The sequence below is a fragment of the Streptomyces cylindrosporus genome (assembly GCF_022698165.1).
Classification (GTDB): Bacteria; Actinomycetota; Actinomycetes; order Streptomycetales; family Streptomycetaceae; genus Streptomyces; species Streptomyces cylindrosporus.
Window position 1 is genome coordinate 116181 of the sequence record NZ_JALDAY010000011.1, and the last position, 26842, is coordinate 143022.

General features: G+C 71.7%; 26 protein-coding genes, 1 pseudogene and 1 riboswitch. Of the genes and pseudogenes, 12 read left to right on the plus strand and 15 right to left on the minus strand.

The genetic code is table 11. From position 1 onward, the window contains the following. Nucleotides 1-129: 129 nt before the first annotated feature. Both MQP27_RS33500 and MQP27_RS33505 read right to left on the minus strand, forming a co-directional pair. Nucleotides 130-1722: a metallophosphoesterase gene (locus MQP27_RS33500; RefSeq protein WP_242771868.1), complete on the minus strand. Its 1593-nt coding sequence runs from the start codon at nucleotides 1720-1722 to the stop codon at nucleotides 130-132. 59 nt (nucleotides 1723-1781) lie between these two features. Continuing rightward, a complete protein-coding gene (locus MQP27_RS33505) occupies nucleotides 1782-2021 on the minus strand; it encodes an SCO4848 family membrane protein (RefSeq protein ID WP_242771871.1) in 240 nt (79 codons plus the stop codon). 91 nt (nucleotides 2022-2112) lie between these two features. On the opposite strand from MQP27_RS33505, the gene MQP27_RS33510 reads away from it, so the two are divergent. Continuing rightward, on the plus strand, nucleotides 2113-3459 hold the full coding sequence (locus tag MQP27_RS33510; RefSeq protein WP_372511380.1) for a D-alanyl-D-alanine carboxypeptidase family protein: 1347 nt from the start codon (nucleotides 2113-2115) through the stop codon (nucleotides 3457-3459). On the opposite strand, the gene MQP27_RS33515 is transcribed toward MQP27_RS33510, so the two are convergent. The 4 genes and pseudogenes from MQP27_RS33515 to MQP27_RS33530 all read right to left on the minus strand — a co-directional run bounded on the left by MQP27_RS33515 (nucleotide 3407) and on the right by MQP27_RS33530 (nucleotide 6459). Next, a complete protein-coding gene (locus MQP27_RS33515) occupies nucleotides 3407-4360 on the minus strand; it encodes a YihY/virulence factor BrkB family protein (protein ID WP_242771877.1) in 954 nt (317 codons plus the stop codon). The two genes, MQP27_RS33510 and MQP27_RS33515, sit on opposite strands and share 53 nt — an antisense overlap. After that, a pseudogene (locus MQP27_RS33520) lies at nucleotides 4348-4761 on the minus strand (GtrA family protein); the annotation flags it as partial. The gene MQP27_RS33515 and the pseudogene MQP27_RS33520, both read right to left, overlap by 13 nt. A 173-nt stretch (nucleotides 4762-4934) precedes the next feature. Next, entirely contained in the window at nucleotides 4935-5948 is a 1014-nt protein-coding gene (locus tag MQP27_RS33525; RefSeq protein ID WP_242771880.1) for a decaprenyl-phosphate phosphoribosyltransferase, read from the minus strand. Continuing rightward, nucleotides 5941-6459, minus strand: coding sequence for a phosphatase PAP2 family protein (locus MQP27_RS33530; RefSeq protein WP_242771883.1), 519 nt, complete (start codon nucleotides 6457-6459; stop codon nucleotides 5941-5943). Before MQP27_RS33530 ends, MQP27_RS33525 begins: the two co-directional genes overlap by 8 nt. A gap of 133 nt (nucleotides 6460-6592) precedes the next feature. On the opposite strand from MQP27_RS33530, the gene dprE1 reads away from it, so the two are divergent. Next, nucleotides 6593-7948, plus strand: coding sequence for a decaprenylphosphoryl-beta-D-ribose oxidase (gene dprE1, locus MQP27_RS33535; protein WP_242771886.1), 1356 nt, complete (start codon nucleotides 6593-6595; stop codon nucleotides 7946-7948). An 11-nt stretch (nucleotides 7949-7959) separates the two neighbouring features. After that, nucleotides 7960-8715, plus strand: coding sequence for a decaprenylphospho-beta-D-erythro-pentofuranosid-2-ulose 2-reductase (gene dprE2, locus MQP27_RS33540; RefSeq protein ID WP_242771889.1), 756 nt, complete (start codon nucleotides 7960-7962; stop codon nucleotides 8713-8715). Nucleotides 8716-8918: 203 nt separating this feature from the next. On the opposite strand, the gene MQP27_RS33545 is transcribed toward dprE2, so the two are convergent. Beyond that, nucleotides 8919-9497 carry a 2'-5' RNA ligase family protein gene (locus tag MQP27_RS33545; protein WP_242771903.1) on the minus strand — a complete coding sequence of 193 codons (579 nt, stop codon included), beginning with the start codon at nucleotides 9495-9497 and terminating at the stop codon, nucleotides 8919-8921. Nucleotides 9498-9634: 137 nt separating this feature from the next. Beyond that, nucleotides 9635-10648 carry a tryptophan--tRNA ligase gene (gene trpS, locus MQP27_RS33550; RefSeq protein ID WP_242771906.1) on the minus strand — a complete coding sequence of 338 codons (1014 nt, stop codon included), beginning with the start codon at nucleotides 10646-10648 and terminating at the stop codon, nucleotides 9635-9637. A gap of 89 nt (nucleotides 10649-10737) precedes the next feature. On the opposite strand from trpS, the gene MQP27_RS33555 reads away from it, so the two are divergent. From MQP27_RS33555 to MQP27_RS33570, 4 genes are all read left to right on the plus strand, one after another. Continuing rightward, a complete protein-coding gene (locus tag MQP27_RS33555; protein WP_242771909.1) occupies nucleotides 10738-11340 on the plus strand; it encodes an RNA polymerase sigma factor in 603 nt (200 codons plus the stop codon). Next, nucleotides 11327-12331, plus strand: a complete 1005-nt coding sequence (locus MQP27_RS33560) for a hypothetical protein (protein ID WP_242771912.1) — start codon at nucleotides 11327-11329, stop codon at nucleotides 12329-12331. The genes MQP27_RS33555 and MQP27_RS33560 overlap by 14 nt, the downstream gene beginning before the upstream one ends. 403 nt (nucleotides 12332-12734) lie before the next feature. After that, complete coding sequence (locus tag MQP27_RS33565; protein ID WP_242771915.1) at nucleotides 12735-13163, plus strand: hypothetical protein; 429 nt, start codon at nucleotides 12735-12737, stop codon at nucleotides 13161-13163. Between the two features lie 338 nt (nucleotides 13164-13501). Beyond that, nucleotides 13502-14161, plus strand: a complete 660-nt coding sequence (locus tag MQP27_RS33570) for a hypothetical protein (RefSeq protein ID WP_308290045.1) — start codon at nucleotides 13502-13504, stop codon at nucleotides 14159-14161. Nucleotides 14162-14212: 51 nt separating this feature from the next. On the opposite strand, the gene MQP27_RS33575 is transcribed toward MQP27_RS33570, so the two are convergent. Beyond that, on the minus strand, nucleotides 14213-15664 hold the full coding sequence (locus MQP27_RS33575) for a glycine hydroxymethyltransferase (RefSeq protein WP_242771918.1): 1452 nt from the start codon (nucleotides 15662-15664) through the stop codon (nucleotides 14213-14215). A 43-nt stretch (nucleotides 15665-15707) separates the two neighbouring features. Beyond that, a riboswitch (ZMP/ZTP riboswitch) is annotated at nucleotides 15708-15797 on the minus strand. 102 nt (nucleotides 15798-15899) lie between these two features. Here MQP27_RS33575 and rocD point away from each other — a divergent pair. Further along, nucleotides 15900-17105 (plus strand): ornithine--oxo-acid transaminase, encoded by a 1206-nt coding sequence (gene rocD, locus MQP27_RS33580; protein ID WP_242771922.1) that lies wholly within the window; start codon nucleotides 15900-15902, stop codon nucleotides 17103-17105. A 7-nt stretch (nucleotides 17106-17112) separates the two neighbouring features. Here the strand turns inward: rocD and MQP27_RS33585 are convergent, their stop codons facing one another. Beyond that, nucleotides 17113-18297: a glutathionylspermidine synthase family protein gene (locus tag MQP27_RS33585; RefSeq protein ID WP_242771925.1), complete on the minus strand. Its 1185-nt coding sequence runs from the start codon at nucleotides 18295-18297 to the stop codon at nucleotides 17113-17115. A gap of 34 nt (nucleotides 18298-18331) precedes the next feature. Further along, nucleotides 18332-18685 (minus strand): hypothetical protein, encoded by a 354-nt coding sequence (locus tag MQP27_RS33590; protein ID WP_242771928.1) that lies wholly within the window; start codon nucleotides 18683-18685, stop codon nucleotides 18332-18334. Nucleotides 18686-18837: 152 nt separating this feature from the next. On the opposite strand from MQP27_RS33590, the gene MQP27_RS33595 reads away from it, so the two are divergent. Then, nucleotides 18838-19659 carry a DMT family protein gene (locus tag MQP27_RS33595; RefSeq protein WP_242772772.1) on the plus strand — a complete coding sequence of 274 codons (822 nt, stop codon included), beginning with the start codon at nucleotides 18838-18840 and terminating at the stop codon, nucleotides 19657-19659. Nucleotides 19660-19758: 99 nt separating this feature from the next. Here MQP27_RS33595 and pdxR read toward each other — a convergent pair whose 3' ends face one another. Beyond that, complete coding sequence (pdxR, locus tag MQP27_RS33600) at nucleotides 19759-21147, minus strand: MocR-like pyridoxine biosynthesis transcription factor PdxR (protein ID WP_242771931.1); 1389 nt, start codon at nucleotides 21145-21147, stop codon at nucleotides 19759-19761. A gap of 46 nt (nucleotides 21148-21193) precedes the next feature. On the opposite strand from pdxR, the gene MQP27_RS33605 reads away from it, so the two are divergent. From MQP27_RS33605 to MQP27_RS33615, 3 genes are read left to right on the plus strand one after another with little or no spacing between them, the layout of a single operon-like run. Beyond that, nucleotides 21194-21691, plus strand: coding sequence for a carboxymuconolactone decarboxylase family protein (locus MQP27_RS33605; protein WP_242771934.1), 498 nt, complete (start codon nucleotides 21194-21196; stop codon nucleotides 21689-21691). Beyond that, nucleotides 21688-22137 carry a carboxymuconolactone decarboxylase family protein gene (locus MQP27_RS33610; RefSeq protein ID WP_242771937.1) on the plus strand — a complete coding sequence of 150 codons (450 nt, stop codon included), beginning with the start codon at nucleotides 21688-21690 and terminating at the stop codon, nucleotides 22135-22137. The genes MQP27_RS33605 and MQP27_RS33610 overlap by 4 nt, the downstream gene beginning before the upstream one ends. Nucleotides 22138-22142: 5 nt before the next feature. Then, nucleotides 22143-22865, plus strand: a complete 723-nt coding sequence (locus MQP27_RS33615; RefSeq protein ID WP_242771940.1) for an isocitrate lyase/PEP mutase family protein — start codon at nucleotides 22143-22145, stop codon at nucleotides 22863-22865. Between the two features lie 3 nt (nucleotides 22866-22868). Here MQP27_RS33615 and MQP27_RS33620 read toward each other — a convergent pair whose 3' ends face one another. The 3 genes from MQP27_RS33620 to MQP27_RS33630 are packed head-to-tail and all read right to left on the minus strand — an operon-like array spanning nucleotide 22869 to nucleotide 26840. Next, nucleotides 22869-23831, minus strand: coding sequence for an ABC transporter substrate-binding protein (locus tag MQP27_RS33620; RefSeq protein WP_242771943.1), 963 nt, complete (start codon nucleotides 23829-23831; stop codon nucleotides 22869-22871). A gap of 1 nt (nucleotide 23832) precedes the next feature. Then, on the minus strand, nucleotides 23833-25773 hold the full coding sequence (locus tag MQP27_RS33625; RefSeq protein ID WP_242771954.1) for an ABC transporter permease subunit: 1941 nt from the start codon (nucleotides 25771-25773) through the stop codon (nucleotides 23833-23835). Next, the gene (locus MQP27_RS33630; RefSeq protein ID WP_242771956.1) at nucleotides 25773-26840 is read right to left on the minus strand and encodes a quaternary amine ABC transporter ATP-binding protein; all 1068 of its coding nucleotides are present in this window, start codon (nucleotides 26838-26840) and stop codon (nucleotides 25773-25775) included. The genes MQP27_RS33625 and MQP27_RS33630 overlap by 1 nt, the downstream gene beginning before the upstream one ends. Between the last annotated feature and the right edge of the window lie 2 nt (nucleotides 26841-26842).

Consider the following 26842-nt stretch of genomic DNA (forward strand, 5'->3'; position numbering starts at 1 on the left):
CTGGAGGAAGAGGAGTTTATTGAATTGAGAAAGAAGTTACCGCAAGGGGTTTCCAGCAGATTTCACAGCGCTCTCACAGCCTCTGCGGCGAATCGTTTCCACTCGTTTGCGCCGGGCCGAACATTTCGGTCACGCGCGCGTGGAGGCCAACTCGATCACCGTGATGTCCGACGGCGCGCCCACGCGCGTGGGCGGACCCCACGCGCCCGCGCCCCGGCTGACGTACAACTGCGTGTCGCCGTAGCGGTCCAGGCCCGCGACGGTCGGATTGGCGGCCGCGGCGAGGAAGTTGCCGGGCCAGAGCTGGCCGCCGTGGGTGTGGCCGGAGAGCTGGAGGTCGACGTCGTGCTTGACGGCCTCGTGGATCTGGACCGGCTGATGGGCGAGGAGCACGCACGCGCGTGCCGGGTCCCGGTCGCCGAGCGCCTTGGCGAAGTCGGGGCCCTGCCCCTCGCGCTCGCCCGCGATGTCGTTGACGCCGGCGAGGTCGAACCAGGGGAGTTCGGTACGGGCGTTCTCCAGGGGGTGCAGACCCAGTCGGCGCACCTCCTGGACCCACTGCTCGGCACCGGAGAAGTACTCGTGGTTGCCGGTGACGAAGTAGGACGGCGCGTTCAGCCGACGCAGCGGGGCCGCCGCCGGGCCCAGGTCCTTCACGCTGCCGTCCACCAGGTCGCCGACGACCGCGACGATGTCGGGCTGGGTGGAGTTGATCGTGTCCACGACCTGCTGAGCGAAGCCGCGGCCGAGGATCGGGCCCAGGTGGATGTCGCTCACCACGGCGATGCGATAGCCGTGCGCCGCGCGCGGGAGCTTGGCGAGCGGCACGGTGACCCGTTTGACGCGGGGGCCGCGCAGGACGCCGTAGGTGCCGTAGCCGACGGTCGCGACGGCGGCGATGGCGGCGGCTCCGGCGATCACTCGGGAGACGAAGAGGCGGCGGGTGGGGGTGGTGAGGGGTGTGGGTGTGGGTGTGGGGGCGGGTGTGGGGGCGGGCGCGGGCTCTTGGGGGCGCGCGGGGTGCGAGGCGGGCACGGGCTCCTGAGGGCGCGCGGGGTGCGAGGCGGGCACGGGCTCCTGAGGGCGCGCGGGGTGCGAGGCGGGCACGGGCTCCTGAGGGCGCGCGGGGTGCGAGGCGGGCGTGGGTTCCCGGAGGGGCGCGTGGGTGGTGAGGGGCGCGCGGGAGGGCGCGGGCTCCTGGAGGGGCGTGGGTTCTGAGGTGGGCGCCGGCTCGGGGGTTGTGCGCTCCGGCATGGGCGCGGTTTCCGGGGCGGGTGCGGTGTTGAGCGCGGTGTCCGACGTGGACACGGCGTCCGGGGCGGGCGCGACGTCCAGGGTGGTGTGCACGAGCTCGCGCTCCGGCGCGCGCTCCGCTTCACGCGCCCGCCGCGCACGCCCCGCCCGCCGTTCCAACGCGCGCCGCAGCAGCGGTCGTACGACCTCTCCCGCCACCACTGCCAGCAGCAGGTAGATCGACAGCGCGAGCCACAGGAAACCCGGCCAGGCGAGGACCTGCTGGAGCCAGAACGGGGCGCCCGCGCGCTCGGCCACCAGGGCGCCGATCGCCGCCACCCAGCCGCCCGCGACGAGCACCACACCCGCGCGGCGGACGAGACCGGGCCCCCGGGTGGTGTCGCGGAACAGGCGGCGCCACAGGTACCAGTTGGCGGCCACTAGGACGCCGAGAGCGAGCAGCGCGAAGACGCCGAAGACAATGCCCACCGTGGAGTGAACCCCCGCTGTCGGTTCCGTTGCCGCCCGGTTTGTCGCGGTACGGCCGGTTATGAAGTGCGGCGCAATGCGCGCAGTCCGCGCAACCCGATGCCCCCGATGACCGTCCCCAATACGAAGGAGACGACGGCGAGCGTCAGATGCACCCAGAAGAACGCTGTCGGGTGGCCGTCGTCGAAGGCCTGCCCACTGCTGTCCTTGACAAGGTTTTTAACGAAAGTGACCCAGATGACCCAGCTCCACACCCCGAAGGCGAGCAGGAACCAGGAGACCGGGCGGCTGAGCTTCATGGCTTCAGTATCGCCGCCCCGCTTCCGGCTCCGTCCCCGGGGTGGAGTGCCGGGCGCGACTTCACATCCCGTGGCATGTACGTTCTCGTCCGTGCCCGCACCCAAGAAGACCGTCAGGCGATCCCTGCTGGTCACCTCAGCCGCCCTGTCGTCGCTCGCGCTGACCGCGCCCGCAGCCCTCGCGGCCCCCAGCCCCTCGACGAGCCCGTCCCCGAGCGCCTCGGCGAGCCCGTCCCCGAGCGCCTCGGCGAGCCCGTCCCCGAGCGCCTCGGCGAGCCCGTCGGCCACTCCCCCGGCGAACATGTCGAGCGTGGGCGGCACGCGCCTGGGGCAGCCGGGCACCCAGGTCGACCTGGGCAGCGGCGCCCCGGTGATCCCCAAGGACATCACAGCCCGCTCCTGGATCGTCGCCGACGCCGAGTCGGGCGAGGTGCTCGCCGCGCACAACGCCCACTGGCGGCTGCCCCCGGCGAGCACGATGAAGATGCTGTTCGCCGACACGGTGCTGCCGAAGTTCCCGAGGAGCGAGAAGCACAAGGTCGTCCCCGCCGACCTGGCCGGCATGGGCGCCGGCTCCAGCATGGTCGGGATAAAGGAGGGCGAGACGTACACGGTCCACGACCTGTGGCTCGGCGTCTTCCTGCGCTCCGGCAACGACGCCGTGCACGTACTGTCCGCGATGAACGGCGGCGTCGACAACACCGTCAAGGAGATGAACGAGCACGCCGAGGAGCTCCAGGCCCTCGACACGAACGTGGTCACGCCCGACGGCTACGACGCTCCCCGGCAGGTCTCGTCGGCGTACGACCTGACGCTGTTCGCGCGCTCCGGGCTGCAGAAGAAGGACTTCCGGGAGTACTGCTCGACAGTCCGCGCCAAGTTCCCGGGCGAGACGAAGAAGGGCAAGAAGGGCAAGTCGGTCCGGGAGTCCTTCGAGATCCAGAACACCAACCGGCTGCTCAGCGGCGACTCCGACGTGCCCGTCTACCAGGGCATCGCCGGCGTCAAGAACGGCAACACGACCAACGCGGGCGCCACCTTCACCGGCGTCGCGGAGCGCAACGGCCGGGTGCTCCTCGTCACGGTCATGAACCCGTCCAAGGACGAGCACAACGAGGTCTACAAGGAGACCGCCAAGCTGTTCGACTGGGGCTTCCAGGCGGCCGGCAAGGCGCGTGCGGTGGGCGAGCTGGTGCCGCCGAAGAGCGCCGCGCAGGCGAGCGCCCAGCCCGGTGCGAACGCCTCGGCGGGCCAGGCGGGCGGCGGGGACTCCTCGACCGTGCCCAGGACGAAGGCCGCGGCCGAGGAGTCCTCCGGCGGCATGGGGATCGCGTTCGCGATCACCGGCGGGCTGCTGGTGCTGCTGGCCGCCGCCGCGTTCCTGGTCAACCGCCGCTGGCCGCTGCCCGACCTGGTACGTCGTCGTCCTCGTCCCTGACCTTGCGGACGACGCCCTCCTGGTCCTCGCGGCCCCATTCCTCGATCTCCTGCTCCTTGCTCTGCGTCGCCGTCCAGGCGGCGCAGAACAGGACCAGCTTCGAGGTGAAGTTGATCCACAGCAGCAGGGCCACGGGGACGCCGAAGGCGCCGTACATGCTCTTCGCGGCGACACCCTGCATGTAGCCGCTCAGCAGCGTCTTCAGCAGCTCGAAGCCGACCGCGCCGATCAGTGCCGCGACCATCAGGCGGCGGCGGTGCGGTTCGACGCCGGGCAGCAGCGTGAGGACGTACAGGAGCAGCAGGAAGTCCGCGAACACGGCGACGGAGAACGCGGCGACATAGAGCAGGATCCCGCCCCAGCCGCCCTTGTCGATGCCGAACTGCTCGGTGATCCAGCCGACCATCGCGGAGGCGACGGTGGAGGCGGCGAGCGTGATGAGGACGGCGCCGCCGAGACCGATGAGGATGCCCAGGTCCTTCGCCTTGCGCAGGAGCGGGTTCTCCTCCCCGTCGGGCAGCTCCCACACCGCCCGCAGGCACTCGCGCATGGAGCCGGCCCAGCCGATGCCGGTGAACAGCAGCAGGGCGCCGGCGATGAGGCCGATGGTGCCCGCGTTCTCGACCAGGTTGTTGATGTCGAGCTGGTCCGAGATGCCGGGCACCTGCTCGGCGATCTTGTCCTGCAGATCGTTCTGCTGCTGTTTGCTGAGCGTGGCGGCGGCGATCGCCGCGGCCACCGTGAGCAGCGGGAACAGCGCGATGAAGCTCGTGAACGTCATCGCGGCCGCGAGTCGCGTCCACTTCACGCGGTCGAGCCGTTCGTACGACCGCCACGCGTGCGTGGCCGTCAGGCGCGCCACCAGCGGCCCGACGACGGGGAGCTTTTTCAGCCAGTCCATGATCCGACTCTGCCCTCGGTGCGGAAGACCAATGTGCGAGTACCCCAAAAGCGCAGCACTGTGGCGAGCGCCATGCCGATTCCCGCTCCGGATACGGTGTCCGCACGCTGCGAGGTGAGGCCGAGGCCGTAGTGGCTCACGGCCAGGCACAGTAGTTGTACGGCGGCTCCGGCGATGTTCACCGCGAGGAACACGGCACAGGAGCGCACGCCCTTCACGCGCGCGTGCCGGTACGTACCGAGCGCGTTCCCGGCGTACGCCACCGAGCAGCCCGAGAGGAACGCGAGCGCCTTGGCGGTGATCGGGCCGAACCCGGCGGGTCCGCGCAGGCAGGTGAACAGGGCGAGGTCGACGGCGTAGGCGAGGAGGCCGACGGCGGCGAAGCCTGCGAGTTCACGGCGAGGTGGGGAGTTCCGGCGACGCGGAGGACCCGGACGGGATGGGGCGCTCGGGCGGGACGGAGGACTCGGCCGGAGCTGCGGGCTCGTGCACGCGCGCGAGGTCGACGATTCGCCGCCGCTCCTCCACGCGCGCGTGGCCGGCGGTTCGCTTCGGGCCGTCCACGCGCGTGTGCTCACCAATTCGCCACCGCCAGGCCGTACATCGCGAGCCAGACCAGGCCGATGAGGGCGAGGGCGCGGTCGCGCAGGACGACGTCCTCGGGCTCGCCCGCGGTGCCGCGGTCGGCGAAGACGGCGTATCTGAGGATCGCGAGGATGAAGGCGACCATGGACAGCTGGCGCCAGGGCAGCACGCTGGTGTGCGGGACGCCGCCCTCCTCGAGTGCCCACAGGCAGTAGCCGAGCACGGCGACACCGGCCGCGAGCTGCCACACGAAGCGCAGGTAGCCGGTGGTGTACTCGGTGAGCAACGCGCGCGTGGCGCCCGCCTTTCCGGCCATCTGCACCGCCTCGGAGTAGCGCTTGGCCGACACCATGAACAGCGCCCCGAACCCGGTCGTGATCAGGAACCAGCGGGAGAGCGGGATCCCCAGGGCCAGCCCGCCGATCATGGCCCGCATCAGGAACCCGGTGGTGACGACCACGAGGTCGACGACCAGGACGTGCTTGAGGCTGACGCAGTACGCCAGTTGCATGCCCAGGTAGGCCGTCAGCAGCGCCGCGACGACCGGCGAGACCAGCCAGGCCGCGGCGACCGGCGCGAGCACCCCGAGGGCGCCTCCGACGGCGTACGCGACGGGCACGGGCACGTCTCCCGCGGCCACCGGACGGTGCCGCTTGGTCGGGTGCGCGCGGTCGGCCTCGGCGTCCCGGGCGTCGTTGATCAGGTAGACGGCGGCGGCGCACGCGGTGAACAGCGCGAAGACCAGGGCGAGTTGGGCGAGGGCATGGCGTGAGAACAGCTGCCCGGCGGCGGCCGGGGCGGCGACGACCAGGAGGTTCTTGACCCACTGCTTGGGGCGCGCGGTCCTGAGCAGGCCGCGCAGGAGCGCGCCGGGGCCGCCGCCGCGCGGGGCGCGGGTGCCTTTGTGCTGGGGTGGTGCGGGGCTTCGCTGGGGCGTGCGTTGTTCGAGAAGCGCCGTGTCGTGGGTGCGTGCGCCTCCCGTGAGGGGCGCTGTCTCAGTCATGCGCGCCCCCTGCCATCCAGCGCGACCCGATGCGCGCCGTGAGCGCCCCGAGGGCCGCGCCCGCCGCCACGTCCGAGGGGTAGTGGACGCCGACGACCAGGCGCGAGAGGCACATCGCGGCGGCGAGCGGCGGGATCGCGTGGGCGCCGAGCGCCCCGTAGGCGACGGCGGCGGCCGCGGCGGAGGTCGCGTGCGAGCTCGGGAAGGAGTGTCGGCCAGCGGTGCGCACGAGGGGTTCGACGTGCGCCGGGCGCGGACGGCGCACCACCCTTTTCACGCCCATGCTGACGAGGTGCGCGCCCGCGGTGAGCGCCGTGCCGCGCAACCAGGCGCCGCGTCGCGCGCCGTTCACGGCGGCTCCCGCGAGCCCGGCCGCCAGCCACAGCGCACCGTGCTCTCCGGCCCACGAGAGGGCGCGCGCGGCACCGGCGACGCGCGGGTCACTGCCGTACGCCCGGAACACGGAAAGGATTCGGCGGTCCATATGGTCCATGTCATCCATGTCGTCCATGCGGACTCACTGTTCACGTCAACACCGCCGGAACTCCGGCAATATTGAGCGACATCCCATTAATCACCCATTTCGGGGAGGCTATTCACGTTTCAAAACCAATCGCTCATGGATGGGCGATACGGTCACCGTCATGCCTGCCGACACCGCTCCCGTGATCGTCACCGGATGGGGCCGCACCGCGCCCACCGCGGCCCGTCCGATCCGCCCCCGGACGTACGAGGAGGCCGTGGCCGCCGTCCGGGGCTGCGGGGCCCGCGGGGCCGTCCCCAGGGGCCTGGGGCGGGCGTACGGGGACGCTGCGCAGAACGCCGGCGGAGCGGTGCTCGACATGACCGGCCTGGACCGTGTCCACGCGATCGACGCCGACGGCGGCACGGTGCTGTGCGACGCGGGCGTCTCCCTGCACCGGCTGATGGAGGTGCTGCTGCCGCTGGGCTGGTTCGTGCCGGTGACGCCGGGCACGCGTTACGTGACCGTCGGCGGAGCGATCGGCGCGGACATCCACGGCAAGAACCACCATGTGTCCGGCTCCTTCTCCCGGCACGTCCTGTCCCTCGAACTCCTCACCGCCGACGGCGAGATCCGCACGGTGAGCAGCGGCACGCCCCTGTTCGACGCGACCGCGGGCGGCATGGGCCTCACCGGCGTGATCCTGACCGCCACCATCCGGTTGCTGCCCGTCGAGACGTCCCTGATGTCGGTAGACACCGAGCGCGCGACGGACCTCGACGACCTGATGGCGCGCCTGACCGCCGACGACCACCGCTACCGCTACTCGGTCGCCTGGATCGACCTGCTGGCGCGCGGCGCGGCGACCGGCCGCGCGGTCCTCACCCGCGGCGACCACGCGCCCCTGGACGCGCTGCCCGCACGCGCGCGTAGAGCACCGTTGGATTTCCGGACCCCGCAGTTCCCGGCCGCCCCCGCCCTCTTCCCGGAGGGCCTGCTGAGCCGCACGACCGTGGGCCTCTTCAACGAGCTCTGGTACCGGAAGGCACCACGCGCGCGTACCGGCCAACTGCAGAGGATCTCCACCTTCTTCCACCCCCTGGACGGCGTGCCCCACTGGAACCGCGTCTACGGCCGCGGCGGCTTCGTGCAGTACCAGTTCGTCGTCGGTCACGGCCGGGAGGACGCGCTGCGCCGGATCGTACGGCGCATCTCCGAGCATCGCTGTCCGTCCTTCCTGGCCGTCCTCAAGCGCTTCGGGGAGGCCGATCCGGGCTGGCTCTCCTTCCCGGTGCCCGGCTGGACGCTCGCCCTGGACATCCCGGCCGCGCTGCCCGGCCTCGGCGGCTTCCTGGACGAGCTCGACGAGGAGGTCGCCGCGGCCGGTGGCCGGGTCTACCTCGCCAAGGACTCCCGGATGCGCCCTGAACTCCTCGCCGCGATGTACCCGCGCCTCGACGACTTCCGTGCCCTGCGCGCCGAACTCGACCCGCGCGCGGTGTTCACCTCGGACCTGTCCCGCCGTCTCGCCCTCTAGGAGCTGCTGTCGTGAAGGACGCCTTCGGTCTCCCCCAGTCCCTGCTCGTCCTCGGCGGTACGTCCGAGATCGCGCTCGCCACCGCCCGCCGCCTGATCGCGCGCCGCACGCGCGTGGTGTGGCTCGCCGGCCGTCCCTCGCCCGCCCTGGAGCAGGCCGCGGAGCAATTGCGCGGCTGCGGCGCGGACGTGCACACCGTCGCCTTCGACGCGCTCGACCCCCACTCCCACGAGACCGTGCTCGGCAAGGTCTTCGCGGAGGGCGACATCGACATGGTGCTGCTCGCCTTCGGGATCCTCGGCGACCAGGCCAACGACGAGCGCGATCCGGCCGCCGCGGTGCGGGTTGCGCAGACCAACTACACGGGCGCGGTGTCGGCGGGCCTGGTGAGCGCACGCGCGTTGCAGGCACAAGGGCACGGCTCCCTGGTGGTGCTCTCCTCCGTCGCCGGCGAGCGGGCCCGGCGCAGCAACTTCATCTACGGCTCCAGCAAGGCCGGCCTGGACGCCTTCGCGCAGGGGCTGGGCGACGCGCTGCACGGCACGGGCGTGCACGTGATGGTCGTACGTCCCGGGTTCGTGCGCTCCAAGATGACCGCCGGTCTCCCGGAAGCACCGCTGGCGACGACTCCGGAGGCGGTCGCCACGGCCGTGGAGCTGGGGCTGCGGCGGCGCTCGGAGACGGTGTGGGTGCCGGGCACGCTGCGTGCGGTGATGTCGGCGCTGCGGCACGTCCCGCGCGGGGTGTTCCGCCGGCTGCCGATCTAGGCGCGCTCTTGCCGATCCAGGCGCACTGTTGCCGATCCAGGCGCGCTCTTCCGGCCGGGCGTCGCCGGCCGGCGCGGCGAGCACCCGCCTGGGCATCCCGGCGCCCTCTCCACCGACCCGTGTCGGGGGCCGCGGCGAACCCGGCGGCTACCGGCTACCGGCTACCGGCTACCGGCTACCGGCTACCGGCTACCGGCTACCGGCTACCGGCTACCGATGGTGCCGTGCTCCACGTGCCCGGCCTGCGGCGGCACCACGGCGCCCCCGAAGGCGTACTCGCGCAACTTGCGCCACACGCCGTCCTCGCCCTGTTCGTACAGCGCGAAGCCGGTGCACGGCCAGTCGGCCTCGTAGTCGGCGAGCTCCTCGAAGGCGCGGTCCATCGACTCCTCGTCGATGCCGTGCGCGACGGTGACGTGCGGGTGGTACGGGAACGCCAGTTCGCGCGCCACCGGGCCGGAGGCGTCGCGGACCTGCTTCTGCAGCCAGGTGCAGGCCTCGGCTCCTTCCACGACCCGCACGAAGACGACGGGCGACAGGGGCCGGAAGGTCCCGGTGCCCTGCAGCCGCATCGGGAACGGCCGACCGGCCGCGGCGACCTCGGTCAGGTGCGCCTCGATGGCCGGCAGAGCCGCGCTGTCCACCTCGGTCGGCGGCAGCAGGGTGACGTGCGTGGGGATGCCGTGAGCAGCGGCGTCGCCGAAGCCCGCGCGCAGCTGCTGGAGCTGGCTGCCCTGTGGCTCCGGGACCGCGATCGACACGCCGATCGTTACGGTCCCCACGTCGTCTCCTGTCGTCGTGACGGATTTGTTCCCGGCCGTCGGCTATCGACTGTACGGCCACGGCTGTGTTGCGGGCAGGCGCAACCATAGTGATGTGCAGCGCTCTGCCCGGTGGTACTTCTGTGCGAAGGTGCGCGTCAGTGCTTGGCAGGCAGGAAACCCACCCGGTCGTAGGCCTGGGAGAGGGTCTCCGCGGCCACGGCACGTGCCTTCTCGGCCCCCTTGGCCAGAATCGAGTCCAGCGTCTCCGAGTCGTCCAGGTACTGCTGGGTGCGCTCCCGGAAGGGCGTCACGAACTCGACCATGACCTCGGCGAGGTCGGTCTTGAGCGCGCCGTACATCTTGCCCTCGTACTCGCGCTCCAGGTCGGCGATCGGCTTGCCGGTGAGGGTCGAGTAGATGGTGAGCAGGTTGCTGACGCCCGGCTTGTTCTCGGCGTCGTAGCGGATGACGGTGTCGGTGTCGGTGACCGCGCTCTTGACCTTCTTCGCGGTGGCCTTGGGGTCGTCGAGGAGGTTGATGAGGCCCTTCGGCGTGGACGCCGACTTGCTCATCTTGATCGACGGGTCCTGCAGGTCGTAGATCTTCGCCGTCTCCTTGAGGATGTACGGCTTCGGGATCGTGAAGGTCTCGCCGAAGCGGCCGTTGAAGCGCTCGGCGAGGTCGCGGGTCAGCTCGATGTGCTGGCGCTGGTCCTCGCCGACCGGCACCTCGTTGGCCTGGTACAGCAGGATGTCCGCGACCTGGAGGATCGGGTACGTGAACAGGCCGACACTGGCGCGGTCCGCGCCCTGCTTGGCGGACTTGTCCTTGAACTGGGTCATACGGGAGGCCTCGCCGAAGCCGGTGAGGCAGTTCATGACCCACGCGAGCTGGGCGTGCTCGGGGACATGGCTCTGGACGAACAGCGTGCAGCGCTCCGGGTCGAGGCCCGCGGCGAGCAGCTGGGCGGTGGCGAGCCGGGTGTTGGCCCGCAGCTCCGCCGGGTCCTGCGGAACCGTGATCGCGTGCAGGTCGACGACCATGTAGAACGCGTCGTGGGACTCCTGCAGGGCCACCCACTGGCGGACGGCGCCGAGGTAGTTGCCGAGGTGGAACGAGCCTGCGGTGGGCTGGATTCCGGAGAGCACGCGGGGACGATCAGAGGCCATGCTCACCATTCTCTCAGGTGCCGGGGGCCGATCCGGAACTGGTCGGAAACAGATGGGAACCGATCTGTCCGCCGCGGTGTAACAAGAGTGTGAGAACGCGGGAGGGGGGCCGCATCGTCGATGAGGCCGCGGTGATCGCCCGCGTACGCGCCGGAGAGCCGGAGGCGTACGCGGAGCTGGTGCGGGCCCACACGGGCATCGCACTCAGGGCGGCCGCGGCGCTCGGGGCGGGTGCGGACGCAGAGGACGTGGTGCAGCAGGCCTTCGTGAAGGCGTACTGCGCGCTGGGCAGGTTCCGGGACGGCTCGGCCTTCAAGCCTTGGCTGCTGTCGATCGTGGCCAATGAGACGAGGAACACAGTGCGCACGGCGGCGCGGCAGCGCACGCTCGCCGGCCGGGAGGCGGCCTTCGTGGAGGCGGAGCCGCTGATACCGGAATCGGCGGACCCGGCGGTGGCGACCCTCCAGACCGAGCGCCGCGCGGCCCTCCTGTCCGCCGTCGAGAAGCTGAGCGAGGAGCACCGCCTGGTCGTGACCTACCGCTATCTCCTGGAGATGGACGAGTCCGAGACGGCCCAGGCCCTGGGCTGGCCTCGCGGGACGGTCAAGTCCCGCCTCAACCGCGCCCTGCGCAAGCTGGGCCGACTACTGCCGGATTTCGAGCCTCGGGAAGGGGGTGATGAGCGTGAGTGAGGGACGGGAGTCGTACGGCGGTGAGGGCGGCCGTGGCCCGGAGGGCGCCGGGGGCCGGGGGCCGCGCGGGCGTGGCGGTGACCGGGGTCCGGGTGCGCGGGGACGCTCGCGTGAGAGGGGACACGAGGGTGTGTCCCGGCTGCCGGAGGAGCTGAAGGCGCTGGGCCGGTCGCTGGACCCGGCCGACGGTTCGGGGGGCTCGGAGACGATGGTCGAGCGGGTGCTGGGTCAGATACTGGCCGAGCATGTGCCGGTCCCGGTGGCCGAGCCACGGGGCGCCCGCGAGCGGCTGCGGGCGGCCCGGCGCTGGACACGGCTGAGGTGGCGCTCGCTGACCGCGACGCTGTGCGGCCTGCTGACGGTGCTCGCGCTCACGCCCCCGGTGCGGGCCGCGGTGATCGACTGGTTCGACTTCGGCGGTGTCGAGGTGCGGTACGACCCGTCGGCGGTGCCCTCGCCGGGCGCCGAGGTGCCCGGCTGCGGGAGATCCGTGTCGCTCGGGCAGGCCGAGCACCGGGCCGGCTTCCAGCCGGTGGTACCGGACGCGCTGGGTGTGCCGGACACGGTGGCGGTCACCGGCGAGCCGCAGGGACGATTCCTGGTCAGCCTGTGCTGGCGCGAGGGCGGGCATACGGTCCGGCTGGACGAGTTCCCCGCCTGGCTGGACGTCGGCTTCGCCAAGACGCTGCGGGATCCTCCGGAGTGGCTGGAGCTCGGCGGAAAGCCGACCGCGGACGGCGTCCAGGAGTACGCCCTGTGGTTCCCGCGCCCGCATCTGCTGAGCTTCTGGCTGGTCGACGCGGACGGGGACCGTTTCACCCGCAAGGAGAGAACCGCCGGACCGACTCTGCTGTGGACCCACCGGACCGGCGACGGGGCGGTGACGCTGCGGCTGGAGGGCGTGGCGTCGAAGGCCCGTGCCGTGCAGATCGCGAAGTCGCTGGAGGAGTCGGCCGCACAGTCCGGGAAGTCGGGGAAGTCCGCCAAATAGTCCGCGGATGGCGGGAACCCCGGCGGCTCGGGCGGTGTACCAGAAGTGACACGCGGCTCGCGGACGGGCCGCAAGGGACGACTGGTTGGGGGATGCGATGCGTGGATGGAGGCGCAGGATTCATGAACTGGCGGCGCTGACCGGGGCGTTGTCAGCAACGCTGGCACTGATGGTGTGGGGCGCGTCATCGGCATCGGCGGGCGGCCCGACAAGCGTGCTGGTGACTTCGCCGTCGAGCGGGGAGGCCGAGGCGCTGTATTACTCGGACAAAGAGTACGGAGAGTTGGCCCAGCTGCTGGGCCCACCGGACACAGGAACCCGGGAGATACCCCCGGGAAGCGATCTGGCGAACGCCCGTCAGATAAACGTCACTTGGCTCGCCCACGACATATCACCCTGGCGGATGGACCGGGTCTTCCCCGGCGACTCGGGAACCGGGGCCGTATGGATCCACACGGCGGCGCACGTGCCGGACACCATGAACGGCTACTGGCACCGCGCCGACCACCCGACCGAGCTGCGCGCCCTGCTCAAGCAACTTGGCGTGATGGGCAAGGACACCAAGGGCGAGGGCTACTCCGGAATCTTCCCGGCGCCTTGGGAGTCGGAGGGGGTGGACGCCGACGCCGGGACGGCCTCACTGACAGTCGGCGCGGCCACACCGGACGACGGCACGGACTGGTGGACCAACTGGTGGTGGACGCTGCCGGGAGCGGCGACCGGGGCGGGACTGGCGCTCGGGCTGCGGCGGTACGCGTCACGGCTCTCTGACGGCGACGGGTGGAGGCGGACGCGGGAGGACGGGCCGAAGCAGGAGCTGCGGGACGTATGAGAGGTGGTCGCTGGAGAGGAGGACGGATGAGGTGCCGGAGGGAACGGGACGGAGAGGGGACGGGCAGGAGGAGGACGCAGGCGCAGGTTGTTGCTCTGGTACCTGCGGTGATGGCGCTCGGGGTGTGTGGGGCGCCGGTGGCGTACGCGGGTGCGGCGGGCGGCTCGACGGGCGGGGTGATTGTCGCGGGCCTCACGGCGGACAGAGCCGTCGCCGCTGGCCCTGTGGCGGACGAGGTGCTGCCTGCGGGGCGAGCGGCTGGTGGGCTGGTGTCTGCGGCACCGGCGGTGACCAAGCATCCGTCGGCTTCGCCGGCCCGGGCTCGGGATGTTCCCGATGTGGACGTCCGCGATGCGGGTGTCCGCGCTGTGGATGTCCCCGATCTGGCAATGATCGTCGCGGGCGGCAGTGGGCGGACGACGGTTCTGCAGTCGGGTGAGCCGGCCTTCGCCCGGCTGCGGCAGTTGCTGCAGCCCGGCTACACCGGGACGGAGCGGGTGCCGGAGGCGTGGAGCGAGGGGCGTTATCCGCCGGTGGCCTTCACGGTGATGTGGGGGCTGACGGGGGTCGGGGGCTGGCCGCAGACGAACCGGGCGCCGGGAGGTGATGTGGCCGTCGAGCGGCAGGACCAGGTGTTCGTGGCGGCGGACGGTACGCCCTGGATACGCAGCGATCCCGCGCCGGATGTGGCCGACGACGACATCCGCTGGCATCGGGCCCCGCGCTCGGTGTTCGCACAGCTGGAACAGGAGAAGGTACTGGTCGGGCTGGGTGAGGGGGTGGCTGCGGCTGGAGGCACCGGAGAAGGAGGAGCCTCGGGGCAGGTTGCCGGGGAACGGGGCGGCGGGGGCCACGGCAGTGTCTGGTGGGCGGCGTCGGGGCTGGCTGTCGGGGTTGTGGTCGGGGTCGGCGGGAGCCTGCTGATACGCCGCGCGGCGGCCCGGACGGGTGCCGGACCGCCGCCGGAGGAGCCACGACAGGAACTCATCGATCTCTGAGAGCCGATCCTTGACAACTCAAGAGGGAGCGCAGGTCGGCCGGGGGCGCGCTCAGCCCAGGTCGATCTCCGGGTAGAGCGGGAAGCCGGCCACGAGGTCGGTGGCGCGGCGGGAGATCTCGCCCGCGATCTTCGGGTCCAGGACGTGCTGGGCCTTGGAGGGGGCGCCCGACTTGGTGGTGCCCGGCTCGGCGGTGGTCAGCACGCGGTCGATGAGGCCGGCGACCTCGTCCATCTCGGCGGTGCCCAGGCCGCGCGTGGTCAGCGCGGGAGTGCCGATGCGGATGCCGGAGGTGTACCAGGCGCCGTTCGGGTCGGCGGGGATGGCGTTGCGGTTGGTGACGATGCCGGACTCCAGGAGCGCGGCCTCGGCCTGGCGGCCGGTGAGGCCGTAGGAGGTGGCGACGTCGATCAGGTTGAGGTGGTTGTCCGTGCCGCCGGTGACCAGGGTCGCGCCCCGGCGCATCAGGCCTTCCGCCAGGGCCCGGGAGTTGTCGACGATGCGCTGGGCGTAGTCCTGGAAGGAGGGCCGGCGGGCCTCGGCGAGGGCGACGGCCTTGGCGGCCATGACGTGCGGGAGCGGGCCGCCGAGGACCATCGGGCAGCCTCGGTCGACCTGGTCCTTGAGGGAGTCGTCGCACAGGACCATGCCGCCGCGCGGGCCGCGCAGCGACTTGTGGGTGGTGGTGGTGACGATCTGGGCGTGCGGGACCGGGTCGAAGTCGCCGGTCAGCACCTTGCCCGCGACCAGGCCGGCGAAGTGCGCCATGTCGACCATCAGGGTCGCGCCGACCTCGTCGGCGATCTCGCGCATAATGCGGAAGTTCACCAGGCGGGGGTAGGCGGAGTAGCCGGCGACGATGATCAGCGGCTTGAACTCGCGGGCGGAGGCACGCAGGGCCTCGTAGTCGATGAGGCCGGTGGCCGGGTCGGTGCCGTAGGAGCGCTGGTCGAACATCTTGCCGGAGATGTTCGGGCGGAAGCCGTGGGTGAGGTGGCCGCCCGCGTCCAGGGACATGCCGAGCATGCGCTGGTTGCCGAAGGCCTGGCGGAGTTCGGCCCAGTCGGCCTCGGTGAGGTCGTTGACCTGGCGGGCGCCGGTCTTCTCCAGGAAGGGGGCCTCGACGCGGTCGGCGAGGACCGACCAGAAGGCGACGAGGTTGGCGTCGATGCCGGAGTGCGGCTGGACGTAGGCGTGGCGGGCGCCGAAGAGCTCCTTGGCGTGCTCGGCGGCGAGGGACTCGACGGTGTCGACGTTGCGACAGCCGGCGTAGAAGCGGCGGCCGATGGTGCCCTCGGCGTACTTGTCGCTGAACCAGTTGCCCATCGCGAGCAGGGTGGCCGGGGAGGCGTAGTTCTCGGAGGCGATCAGCTTGAGCATCTCGCGCTGGTCGTGGACTTCCTGGCCGATGGCGTCGGCGACCCGGGGTTCGACGGCGCGGATCACGTCGAGGGCGGCGCGGAAGGCGGTGGACTCGGTGGAGAGGGGCTGCTGCTCTGACATGTCGTCGGCCTCCGGACGGCGTGGCTTGAAGCGTTCACGGTTCACGGTTGGCCCAGGCGCACGGCACTCGCTCACACACAGGCCGCTCCCCGATGGTCGGTCCCATCCCAGCGCGCCAGTCACGGCCCGCCGGTCAGCCTACCGGGCGCGTCGAAGAGCCGAGGTCCCGCGTCCACCATGCGAGCGACGATAGGAAAGGGGGCACCCTCAGCACTCGGCACCTTCGGGAGACCCCGTGACCACTACGGAGACACTCATCGCCGCCGCCGAAGCGCACAGCGCGCACAACTACCACCCGCTGCCCGTGGTCGTCGCCTCCGCCGACGGGGCCTGGATGACGGATGTGGAGGGGAGGCGGTTTCTGGACCTGCTGGCCGGTTACTCGGCGCTCAATTTCGGCCATCGCAACCGGCGACTGGTGGAGGCGGCGAAGGCGCAGCTGGAGCGGGTGACGCTGACGTCGCGGGCGTTCCACCACGACCGGTACGCGGCGTTCTGCGAGCAGCTCGCCGGACTGTGCGGCATGGAGATGGTGCTGCCGGTGAACACGGGCGCCGAGGCGGTGGAGACCGCGGTGAAGACGGCCCGGAAGTGGGGCTACAAGGTCAAGGGCGTGCCCTCGGAGATGGCGAAGATCGTGGTCGCGGGCAACAACTTCCACGGCCGTACGACAACACTGATCAGCTTCTCCACCGACCCGGAGGCGCGGGCGGACTTCGGGCCCTACACGCCGGGCTTCGAGATCGTGCCGTACGGGGACCTGACGGCGATGCGGTCGGCGGTCACGGAGAACACGGTCGCGGTGCTGCTGGAGCCGATCCAGGGCGAGGCGGGGGTGCTGGTGCCGCCGGCAGGCTATCTGCCAGGGGTGCGGGAGCTGACGCGGGAGCGGAACGTGCTGTTCGTCGCCGACGAGATCCAGTCGGGGCTGGGGCGGACGGGGAAGACCTTCGCGTGCGAGCACGAGGGTGTGGTGCCGGATGTGTATGTGCTCGGGAAGGCGCTGGGCGGGGGGATCGTGCCGGTGTCGGCGGTGGTGTCGAGCGCCGAGGTGCTCGGGGTGTTCCGGCCCGGGGAGCACGGGTCGACGTTCGGCGGCAACCCGCTGGCCTGCGCGGTGGCGCTGGAGGTGATCGCGATGCTGCGCACGGGCGAGTTCCAGGCGAGGTCGGCGGAGCTGGGTGAGCATCTGCACCGCGAGCTGGGGGCGTTGGCCGGTACGGGGCGCGTGACGGCGGTACGGGGACGGGGGTTGTGGGCGGGCGTCGACATCGCCCCGGGCCACGGGACGGGGCGGGAGGTGTCCGAGAAGCTGATGGACCGGGGAGTGCTGGTCAAGGACACGCATGGAGCGACGGTGCGGATCGCACCGCCACTGGTGATCGGAAAGGAGGATCTGGACTGGGGGCTCGCTCAGCTGCGGGCGGTTCTCGGGATGTAGAGCGCGGTCAGCGGATCACATGGGGCAGGAAGCGCGCGTACTCGTCCGTGATCAGGCCCGAGGACTCGCGGATGCCGAGGCCCGCCGACTCGTTCTCGACGACCCATGCGCCGAGGACGACGCGGTTGCCGTCGAAGTCGGGCAGGGGGGCCAACTCCTGGTAGCAGCACGGCTCTTGGCGCAGGACCGGCTCGCTTCCGGGTTCGTGGACGGTCACTCCGGCGCCCTCGCGGCCGAGCAGGGGCTTGGCGACGTAACCGGTCGTCGTGGCGAGTTCGCGCGGGCCGTCGAGGTAGGACGGGAGGAGGTTCGGGTGGCCGGGGTGGAGGTCCCAGAGGACGGCCAGGAGGGCCTTGTTGCTCAGGAGCATCTTCCAGGCCGGTTCGATCCACAGGGTGGTGCCGGTGCCGCCGCCGTTGTCGAGGGTGTCGAGGACGTGGCCGGCGAAGGTGTCGGTGGTGAGCCACTCCCAGGGGTAGAGCTTGAAGCAGCTGCGGATGAAGCGGAGTTGGTTGTCGACGAAGCGGCCGGAGAGGTGGTCCCAGCCGATCTCCTCCATCGAGATCCAGTCGGTGTCCAGGCCGGCCTGTTCGGCGGTCTCCTTGAGGTAGGCGACGGTCATCAGGTCCTCGCCGAGCTCGTCGTCCGAGGAGTGCGCGAAGTAGAGGGGGCTGCCGGGCGGGAGGAGAGCGGACTGTTTCCTCCAGGCGGCGACGAGGCGTTCGTGGAGGGAGTTCCACTGGTCGGCGCCCGGGAAGCGTTCCTCCATCCAGAACCACTGGGGTGAGGCGGCCTCGACCAGGGACGTGGGGGTGTCGGCGTTGTACTCCAGCAGCTTCGCCGGGCCAGTGCCGTCGTAGCGGAGGTCGAAGCGGCCGTAGAGGGACGGGAGTTCGTCGCGTCGGCGCCAGGCCTCCGCGACCGCTTCGGCGACGCGCGGGTCGGTGATGCCGAGGTCGGCGAAGCGGCCGGCCTCGACGATGTGGTCGGCCGCCGCGAGGCACATCGCGTGGAGTTCCTCGACGACCTCCTCCAGGGCTTCCACCTCGGGGAGCGTGAAGGAGTAGTAGGCGCTCTCGTCCCAGTAGGGGCGCAGGGAGCCGTCGGGGTGGCGGGTGAGCGGGTAGACGAGGCCCTGTGCCTCGACGGTCTGCTGCCAGTCGGGGCGCGGGGTGATGGTGTGGCGTTCCATGGTGTACGGGGTCTGCTCCGGTCCGGGATCCTGGTCAGCCGCCGGAGCTGCCCTTGCCGCTGCCGAAGCCGCCGCGGGAGACACCGTGGCCGCCACTCGTTCCGCCGGAGCCGCTGGAGGCCTTGCGGGGCTTGGTGAAGGAGCCGCCGTCGACCCAGTTGCCGCGCTTCTCGCCCTCGTAGTACCAGGCGCTGTCGGCCGAGGACTTGGTGGTCGTGCAGTTCTTGTCGGCGACGACCTTGTAGCCCTTGGTGAGGTTGTAGCTGTCGCGGTCGACGCAGCGCTTGTCGGGGTCGTCGGAGGAGCAGGCGGTGAGGGCGGCGGCGAGGAGGCCCATGCCGCCGAGGACGACGGTGCCGGAGCGGAGTTGTCTGCGTGCGTCAGCCATGTGCGTGTCTCCCCGTTGGTGTTGCCGGTGTTCGATCTGCTGGTGCTGCCGGTGTTCGGTCTGCGGCGGCCAGCCTAAAGATCGGTGTGAGGCCGGGCGCAGGCACCCCGGTCCTAGCGCCCCTCCCCTACAGTCACTTTGTGATCTTTGGGATGGTGTGCGCGCTCGGGGCGGCGGTCTGCTTCGGTACGGCGACGGTGCTGCAGGCGGTCGCCGCGAGGGCGGCGAGCACGGGTGAGGGTGGGGACGCGGCGCTGTTGCTGCGGGCCGTGCGGCAGTGGCGGTATCTGGCCGGGCTGGCGCTGGACGGGCTGGGGTTCCTGTTGCAGATCGCCGCGTTGCGGTCGATCCCCATCTACGCGGTCGGGGCCGCGCTGGCCTCCAGCCTGGCGGTGACGGCAGTGGTGGCCGCGCGGCTGTTGCGGGTACGGCTGAGCCGGAGCGAGTGGGCGGCGGTCGGGGTCGTGTGCGCCGGGCTCGCGATGCTGGGGCTGGCGTCCGGGGGCGAGGGGGATCAGGAGGGGACGACGGCGCTGAAGTACGCGATGCTCGGCACCGCCGTGGGGGTGCTGCTGCTCGGGCTGGTGGGTGGCCGGTGGTCCGGGCGGGGGCGGGCGCTGGTGCTCGGCCTGGGGGCCGGGTTCGGGTTCGGGGTGGTGGAGGTGTCGGTGCGGCTCATCGACTCGCTCGCGCCGTCGGTGCTGCTCACCAACCCGGCGACGTACGCCCTGTTGCTCGGCGGGGGCGCCGCGTTCCTGCTGCTGACGTCGGCCCTGCAGCGCGGCTCGGTGACCACGGCCACGGCGGGCATGGTGATCGGGGAGACGATCGGGCCGGCGGCGGTCGGCGTGGTGTGGCTCGGCGACCGGACACGAGAAGGGCTGACCTGGCTGGCGGTACTGGGGTTCGCGGTGGCCGTGGCGGGAGCGCTGGCACTGGCACGGTTCGGGGAGGCGCCGGCGGAGGAGACGTGAGCGTCCCTACGCCCCTGACCATGCACCCCGTCCCTACGCCCCCCGACCATGCACCCCGTCCCTGCCCGCCCTCGACCACGCACCCCGGGGAAGTCGTATTCACGAATGCAGTGAAGCGCACAGTGCGTCGAGTGCGCCCGACCACGCGTGGTCCGGCGGTGTCCCGTATCCGACGACCAGCGCGTCCCGGCGCTCGACGGCCGCGTCCGGGTGCTGGTAGCGGTGCAGTTCGTGCAGGGCGAGCCCGTGCCAGGCCGCCGCGCGCAGCGCCGCCTGCTCGGTGCCGGGCGGCAGTCGCAGCACCAGGTGGAGGCCGGCCGCGATGCCGGTGGCGTGCACCTGCGGGGCACGGCGGGCGAGCTCCGCGACCAGGGCGTCACGTCGGCGCCGGTAGCGCAGCCGGGCGGCGCGGACATGGCGGTCGTAGGCGCCGGAGACGATGAACTCGGCGAGGGTCAGCTGGTCCAGGGCCCCGCAGGAGTCGGTACCGCCCTTGGCCCGTACCGCCTCCTCCATGACGCTCGGCGGCAGCACCAGCCAGGCCAGACGCAGGCCGGGGGCGAGGGACTTGCTGGCGGTGCCGGCGTAGACGACGTGGTCGGGGTCGAGGCCCTGGAGGGCGCCGACGGGCTGGCGGTCGTAGCGGAACTCGCCGTCGTAGTCGTCCTCGATCACCACTCCCCCGGTGCGCCGCGCCCAGTCGACGACGATCGCGCGCCGGTTCCGGTGCAGGGTGCCGCCGATCGGGAACTGGTGGGCGGGCGTGAGCAGTACGGCGGCCTCGTCGCCCAACTCCCTCGGGTCCGTGCCGAGTTCGTCGACAGGCAGCGGGACCGTGCGCAGACTGGCGTCGGCGAGCAGCTTCCAGTGCACGTCGAGGCCGTACGACTCCACGGCGACGGTGTGCCCGCCGCGCCCCCGCAACACCGCGGCCAGGATGCGCAGGCCGTGCGAGAACCCCGCGCACACCAGGATGCGTTCGGGGTCCGCGCGCACGCCCCGGGCCCGGGACAGGTATCCCGCGAGGGCGGCGCGGAGTTCGGGGCGGCCGCGGGGGTCGCCGTAGTCGAGGGCCTGGTACGGGGCCGCCGTGAGGGCGCGGCGGGCGGCCTTGAGCCACTCGGCGCGGGGGAAGGTGGTGAGATCCGGGGTGCCGGGGATCAGGTTGTAGGCGGGTCGGCTGTGGGCGCGGGGGCGGGGAGCGGGGTTCGCCGGTGGTACGACCCTCCGCTCGGCGACGCGCGTGCCCGAACCCTGGCGTGCCGTGAGCCAGCCCTCCGCCACCAGGTCGGCGTACGCGTCCGCGACCGTGTTGCGGGCGATGCCCAGGTCCGCGGCGAGCGTGCGGGAGGAGGGCAGCCGGGTGCCGGGGGCGAGCCGGCCGGTGCGGACGGCCTCGCGCAGGGCGTCGGTGAGGCCCCGGCGCACGCCCGCCCCGGTCGGTTCCAGATGCAGGTCGACGCCGAAAGTGGCCCATGATTCTGCCATGGAAATGGACCATACCCTTGGGCAGCCTCGATCCTAGGGTCGAGACATGACCACAGAGGAGATCACCGATCACGCGGCCGAACGGCCGGCCCGGATGCACTGGGCGCAGCTCGCCCCCGAGGTGTACAAGGCGATGGCCCGCCTCGACACGGCAGCCAAGCAGGGCCTCGACCCTAGCCTGGTGGAGCTGGTGCGGCTGCGCGCCTCCGCCCTCAACCACTGCGCGTTCTGCCTAGACATGCACACCAAGGACGCGCTCGCGGCGGGCGAGAGCGTCCAGCGGATCGTGCAGCTGAACGCGTGGGAGGAGTCGCAGCACTTCTACACGGAGAAGGAGCTCGCCGCGATCGAGCTCACGGAGGCCGTGACCGTCCTGACCGACGGATTCGTGCCCGACGAGGTGTACGAGAAGGCCGCCAAGCACTTCGAGGAGGCCGAGCTGGCGCAGCTGATCGCCACCATCGCGGTGATCAACGCCTGGAACCGGTTCGGCGTGACCACGCGTATGGTGCCGGGCCACTACCAGCCGGGAGACCTCGGGTGACGGCTCGTACGCAGCTGCTCGACCGCGCGGTGGCACAGGCGATGTCCGCGGTCAGCGCCGCCGCCAAGCGGGGACTGGGTGACCCCGCGCTCGCCGAACTGGTCGCCATCCGCGCCTCGCAGCTCAACCACTGCGCCTTCTGCCTCGACATGCACCTCGAGATCGCCCGCAAGCACGGGGTGCGTGAGCAGCAGCTCGACCTGCTCGCCGCCTGGGAGGAGGCCGGGGACGACCTCTTCGACGAGCGGGAGCGGACCGCGCTCGCGCTGACCGAGGCGGTCACGGTACTCACCGACGGCTTCGTGCCGGACGACGTGTACGAGCGGGCCGCCAAGCACTTCGGCGAGCGTGAACTCGCCCATCTCATCGGGTTGATCGTCGCCATCAACAACTGGAACCGCGTGATGGTCAGCCGCCGTGTCCCGCCGGGGGGTTACACACCGTGAACGCCATGAGCAAGGTCGAGATCTTCCGCGCGCTGCACAAGGGCCGCCTCCCCGGCGGCCCCCTCGTGCTGCCGGGCCCCTGGGACGCGGTGAGCGCGCGGGTGCTGGAGGAGGCCGGGTGGCCGGCCCTCGCGACACCCAGCGCGGGAGTCGCGGCCTCGCTCGGGTACGAGGACGGGTCCACGCCGGCCGAGGAGATGTTCGCCGCGGTGGCGCGCATCTGCCGGGCCGTCGACGTGCCCGTGTCGGCCGACGTCGAGGACGGGTACGGGCTCGCGCCGAAGGAGCTCGTGGAGCGGCTGCTGGAGGCGGGGGCCGTCGGCTGCAACCTCGAGGACTCGAACGGGGGTGTCCTCAAGGACCCGCGCGAGCACGCCGACTGGCTCGCGGAGGTGCGGTACGAGGCCGGCGACCAGCTGTTCGTCAACGCCCGCGTCGACGTCTTCGCGTACGGCGACGGCGATCCCGAACGGGCCATCGAGCGGGCCGCGTTGTACGTCGCCGCCGGCGCCGAGTGCGTCTATCCGATCGGCGCCCCGACGGACGTACTGCCCCTGCTGCGGTCCGGGATCCAGGGGCCGGTCAATGTGCACGGCACGCTGAACGGCGGCCCCTCACCCGCCGAACTCGGCGAACTCGGGGCCACCCGCGTCACGTTCGGGCCGACGCTGCAGCGCTGGGCGGCGCTGGCGTTCAAGGGAATGGCCGACGAGCTGAAGAAGCGCTGACGGTCAGGACAGCCACGCCTTCCACGTGGACGCGTGGCCGTCCACCCACTTCTTCGCCGCCTGCTCGGGCGTGAGCTTCTGGTCGGCGATCATCAGGGAGACCTCGTTCTGGTCCTCGGTCGTCCACTTGAACTTCTTCAGGAAGGCCGCAGCCTTGCCGCCCTTCCTGGAGAAGTCGGCGTTGAGGTACTTCTGCAGCGGGGTGTGCGGATAGGCGCAGGCGACCTTCGCCGCGTCGGCGTCGCAGCCCTCCTTGTACGCCGGCAGCTTCACCTCGGTCATCGGGACCTTCTTGAACAGCCACTGCGGCGCGTACCAGTACGTCAGGAAGGGCTTCTTCTCCTTGGCGAACTGCCTGATCTGCGTGATCTGCGCCGCCTCCGAACCGGCGAACACCACCTGGTAGTCCAGCTTCAGGTTGCTCACCAGCGCCTTGTCGTTGGTGACGTACGACGGTGAGCCGTCCATCAGCTGACCCTTGCCGCCGCTCTCCGCGGTGCGGAACAGGGAGGCGTACTTGTTGAGGTTCTTCCAGTTCGTGATGTCGGGATGCTGCTTCACGAGGTACGTCGGCACGTACCAGCCGATGTGCCCGGTCACCCCGAGCCCGCCGCCGCGCGCGATCGTCTTCTTGTCGTCGACGTACCGCTTCTCCTGGTCGGGGTGGCCCCAGTCCTCCAGGATCGCGTCGACGCGGCCCTGGCTGAGCGCGTCCCACGCGGGCACCTCGTCGACCTGGACGGTGTCGACGCGGTAGCCGAGCTTGTGCTCCAGGAGGTACTGGGCGACGGCGACGTTGGCCTGCGCGCCGACCCAGGACTGGACGGACAGGGTCACGGTCTTGGCGCCCTGGGCGCCCGCGAAGGGGGAGGCCTGCTTGGTCATGTCGGCGGCGCCGCAGCCGGTGAGGAGGGCGAGGGAGGCGGCCGAAGAAACGATCAGAGCTGTGCGTTTGCTCAGTACCATGTCACATACCACTCTTCGTGCGGCGTTCCGTCGGTTGCGTCACCCGGTCGAGCATCAGCCCCAGGCAAACGATCCCCACCCCCGCGACCAGCCCCGTCGCCAGATCCCCCTGCGCCAGCCCGAACACGGCGTCGTACCCGAGCGCGCCGCCCCCGACCAGGCCGCCGATGATGACGACGGCGAGGACGAGCACGACACCCTGGTTGACGGCGAGCAGCAACGCGGGCCGGGCGAGCGGGAGTTGGACCTGCCGGAGCTGCTGGGCGGGGGTCGCGCCGAGCGAGCGCGCCGACTCCAGGGCGGCGGGGTCCACCTGGCGCAGGCCCTGGGTGGTGATGCGTACGACGGCGGGCAGCGCGTAGACCACGGCCGCCGCGACCGCCGGGGCGCGGCCCACGCCGAAGAGCGCGACGACCGGGATCAGGTACACGAACTGCGGCATCGTCTGGAAGACGTCCAGGACGGGCCTGAGCAGACGTTCGAAGCGGTCGCTGCGGGCCGCCGCGATGCCGGTCGCGAAGCCCAGGACGAGGGTGACGGCGACGGCGGCGAGGACCTGGGAGAGCGTGTCGAGGGCGGGCGTCCACACGCCGAGCACGCCGATCGCGGCCATGGCGAGGACCGCGGTGAGCGCGGTGCGCCAGGTGCCGATCAGCCAGGCGAGGGCGGCGACCAGGAGCAGCAGCGACCACCAGGGCAGCCACTGGAGGCCGGAGCGGACCGGGTTGAGGACCCAGGTGGTGAAGTGGCCGGCCCAGTCGGCCGTACCGCCGATGTACGGGACGCCCGAGTACAGGTGCGCGGTCATCCAGTCGACGGCGCGGTTGACCGGCTCGGCGATGTTCATGGTCCAGGCGTCGGGCCAGTCGAGGCGCCCGGCCAGCCGTCCGGCGACCGCGACGGCGACCGCGGCGAGGGCCGCGTACAGCCAGAGCCGGCGGGTGTTCCCGTGCTCCTCGCCGACGTTCTCGCCCGCCGCGCCGGTGACGCGGTCCAGGACGACGGCGAGGAGCACGATCGGGATGCCGGCCGCCAGCGCGGCGCCGACGTCGACCGACGCGAGCGCCTGGTAGACACGGTCACCGAGGCCGGCGGCGCCGATGACGGAGGCGATGACCGCCATCGACAGGGCCATCATGATCGTCTGGTTGAGGCCGAGGAGGAGTTCCTTGCGGGCCAGGGGGACACGGGCGGTCAGCAGCCGTTGGCGGGCGGTGGCGCCGAGCGAGTCGACCGCCTCCAGGACCTCCTTGTCGGCGCCGCGCAGGCCGAGGGCGGTGAGGCGGGCCATGGGCGGGGCGGCGTAGACGACGGTGGCGAGGACGGCCGCGGGGACGCCCATGCCGAAGACGAGGACGACCGGCAGCAGGTACGCGTAGGCGGGCAGCACCTGCATGGTGTCCAGGACCGGGCGCAGGGCACGGTCCATGCGGTCGGAGAGCCCGGCGGCGAGACCGAGCAGGACGCCGACGAGCACCGACGCGAGGACGGCGACGACCATGAGGGCGAGCGTCTGCATGGTTGGCACCCACATGCCGAGCAGCCCGCAGGCGAGGAACGCGGCGCCCGTGCCGAGAGCGAGCCGGACGCCCGCGACGCGCCAGGCGACGAGCGCGCCGATCGCGGTGACGCCGGCCCAGCCCGCGGCGAGCAGGACGAGATAGACGGCGCGTACGGAGACGACGACGGCGTTGCTGACGTAGCCGAAGCCGTAGAGGAACAGGGGGTGGCTGTCCCGGTTGTCGATGATCCAGTCGCTGGCGCCGGTGAGCGGCTTGGAGAGGTCGACGGTCAGGGCGTCGGGCCAACTGCCGCTGGCCCACTGGGCGTTGGCGAGCGGGATGAGTACCGCCGCGGCCAGGGCGAGGAGGAGCAGCTTCTGCACGGACCGGCGTTTGAGGAGGCCGCCGGAGAGCGGGACCGACGCAGTGAGGGTAGCCATCAGGCCGCCTCCTTCCGCGGCTCCGTTCCGGCGACGGCACCGGGCTCCGTTCCGGCGACGACGCCGATGAGCCTCTCGTGGTCGACGACGCCCAGGCAGTGGCCGTCCTCGACGACGCAGGCCGCACTGCCGCTGCGGGCGACGACCTTGATGGCCTCGGCGACGACCTCGTCCGCGGCGATGGCGTTGGGGTGCTCGGGGCTCTTGCACTCACCCGGCCGCATCGCGCTCCGTACCGTCATCACCTGCTCGCGCGGCACGTCCCGGACGAACTCGCGGACGTAGTCGTCCGCCGGACTGCCCACGATCTCCTCCGGGGTGCCCAGCTGGACCACGCGGCCGTCACGCATGAGGGCGATGCGGTCGCCGAGTTTCAGGGCCTCACCGAGGTCGTGGGTGATGAACACCATCGTGCGGCCCTCCTCGCGGTGCAGCCGGACCACCTCCTCCTGCATGTCACGCCGGATGAGGGGGTCGAGGGCACTGAACGGCTCGTCGAACAGCAGGACTTCGGGGTCGACGGCGAGCGCCCGGGCAAGGCCCACGCGCTGCCGCTGCCCGCCGGACAGCTGGGCCGGGCGGCGCTGCTCCATGCCCTCCAGGCCGACCTTGGCGACGACCTCCCGCGCCCTGGCCCGGCGCTCGGCCTTGCCGACGCCCTGGATCTCCAGGCCGTACGCCACGTTGTCGAGGACCGTGCGGTGCGGGAGCAGGCCGAAGTGCTGGAAGACCATCGCGGCGCGGTGGCGGCGCAGTTCGCGCAGCCGGGAGCGGTCCATGGCGCGGACGTCCTCGCCGTCGATGGCGATGGCGCCGGCGGTCGGCTCGATCAGCCGGGTCAGACAGCGCACGAGGGTGGACTTGCCGGAGCCCGACAGGCCCATCACCACGAAGACCTCACCCTTGCGGACGTCGAAGGAGACGTCCCGGACGGCGGCCGTGCAGCCGGTACGGGCGCGGAGTTCGGCGGGGTCGAGGGCGGTCAGCTCGGGATCGCCGGGGACGGTGTCCGCCTTCGGGCCGAACACCTTCCACAGACCCTCGACCGAGAACACTGCTGTACTCATAC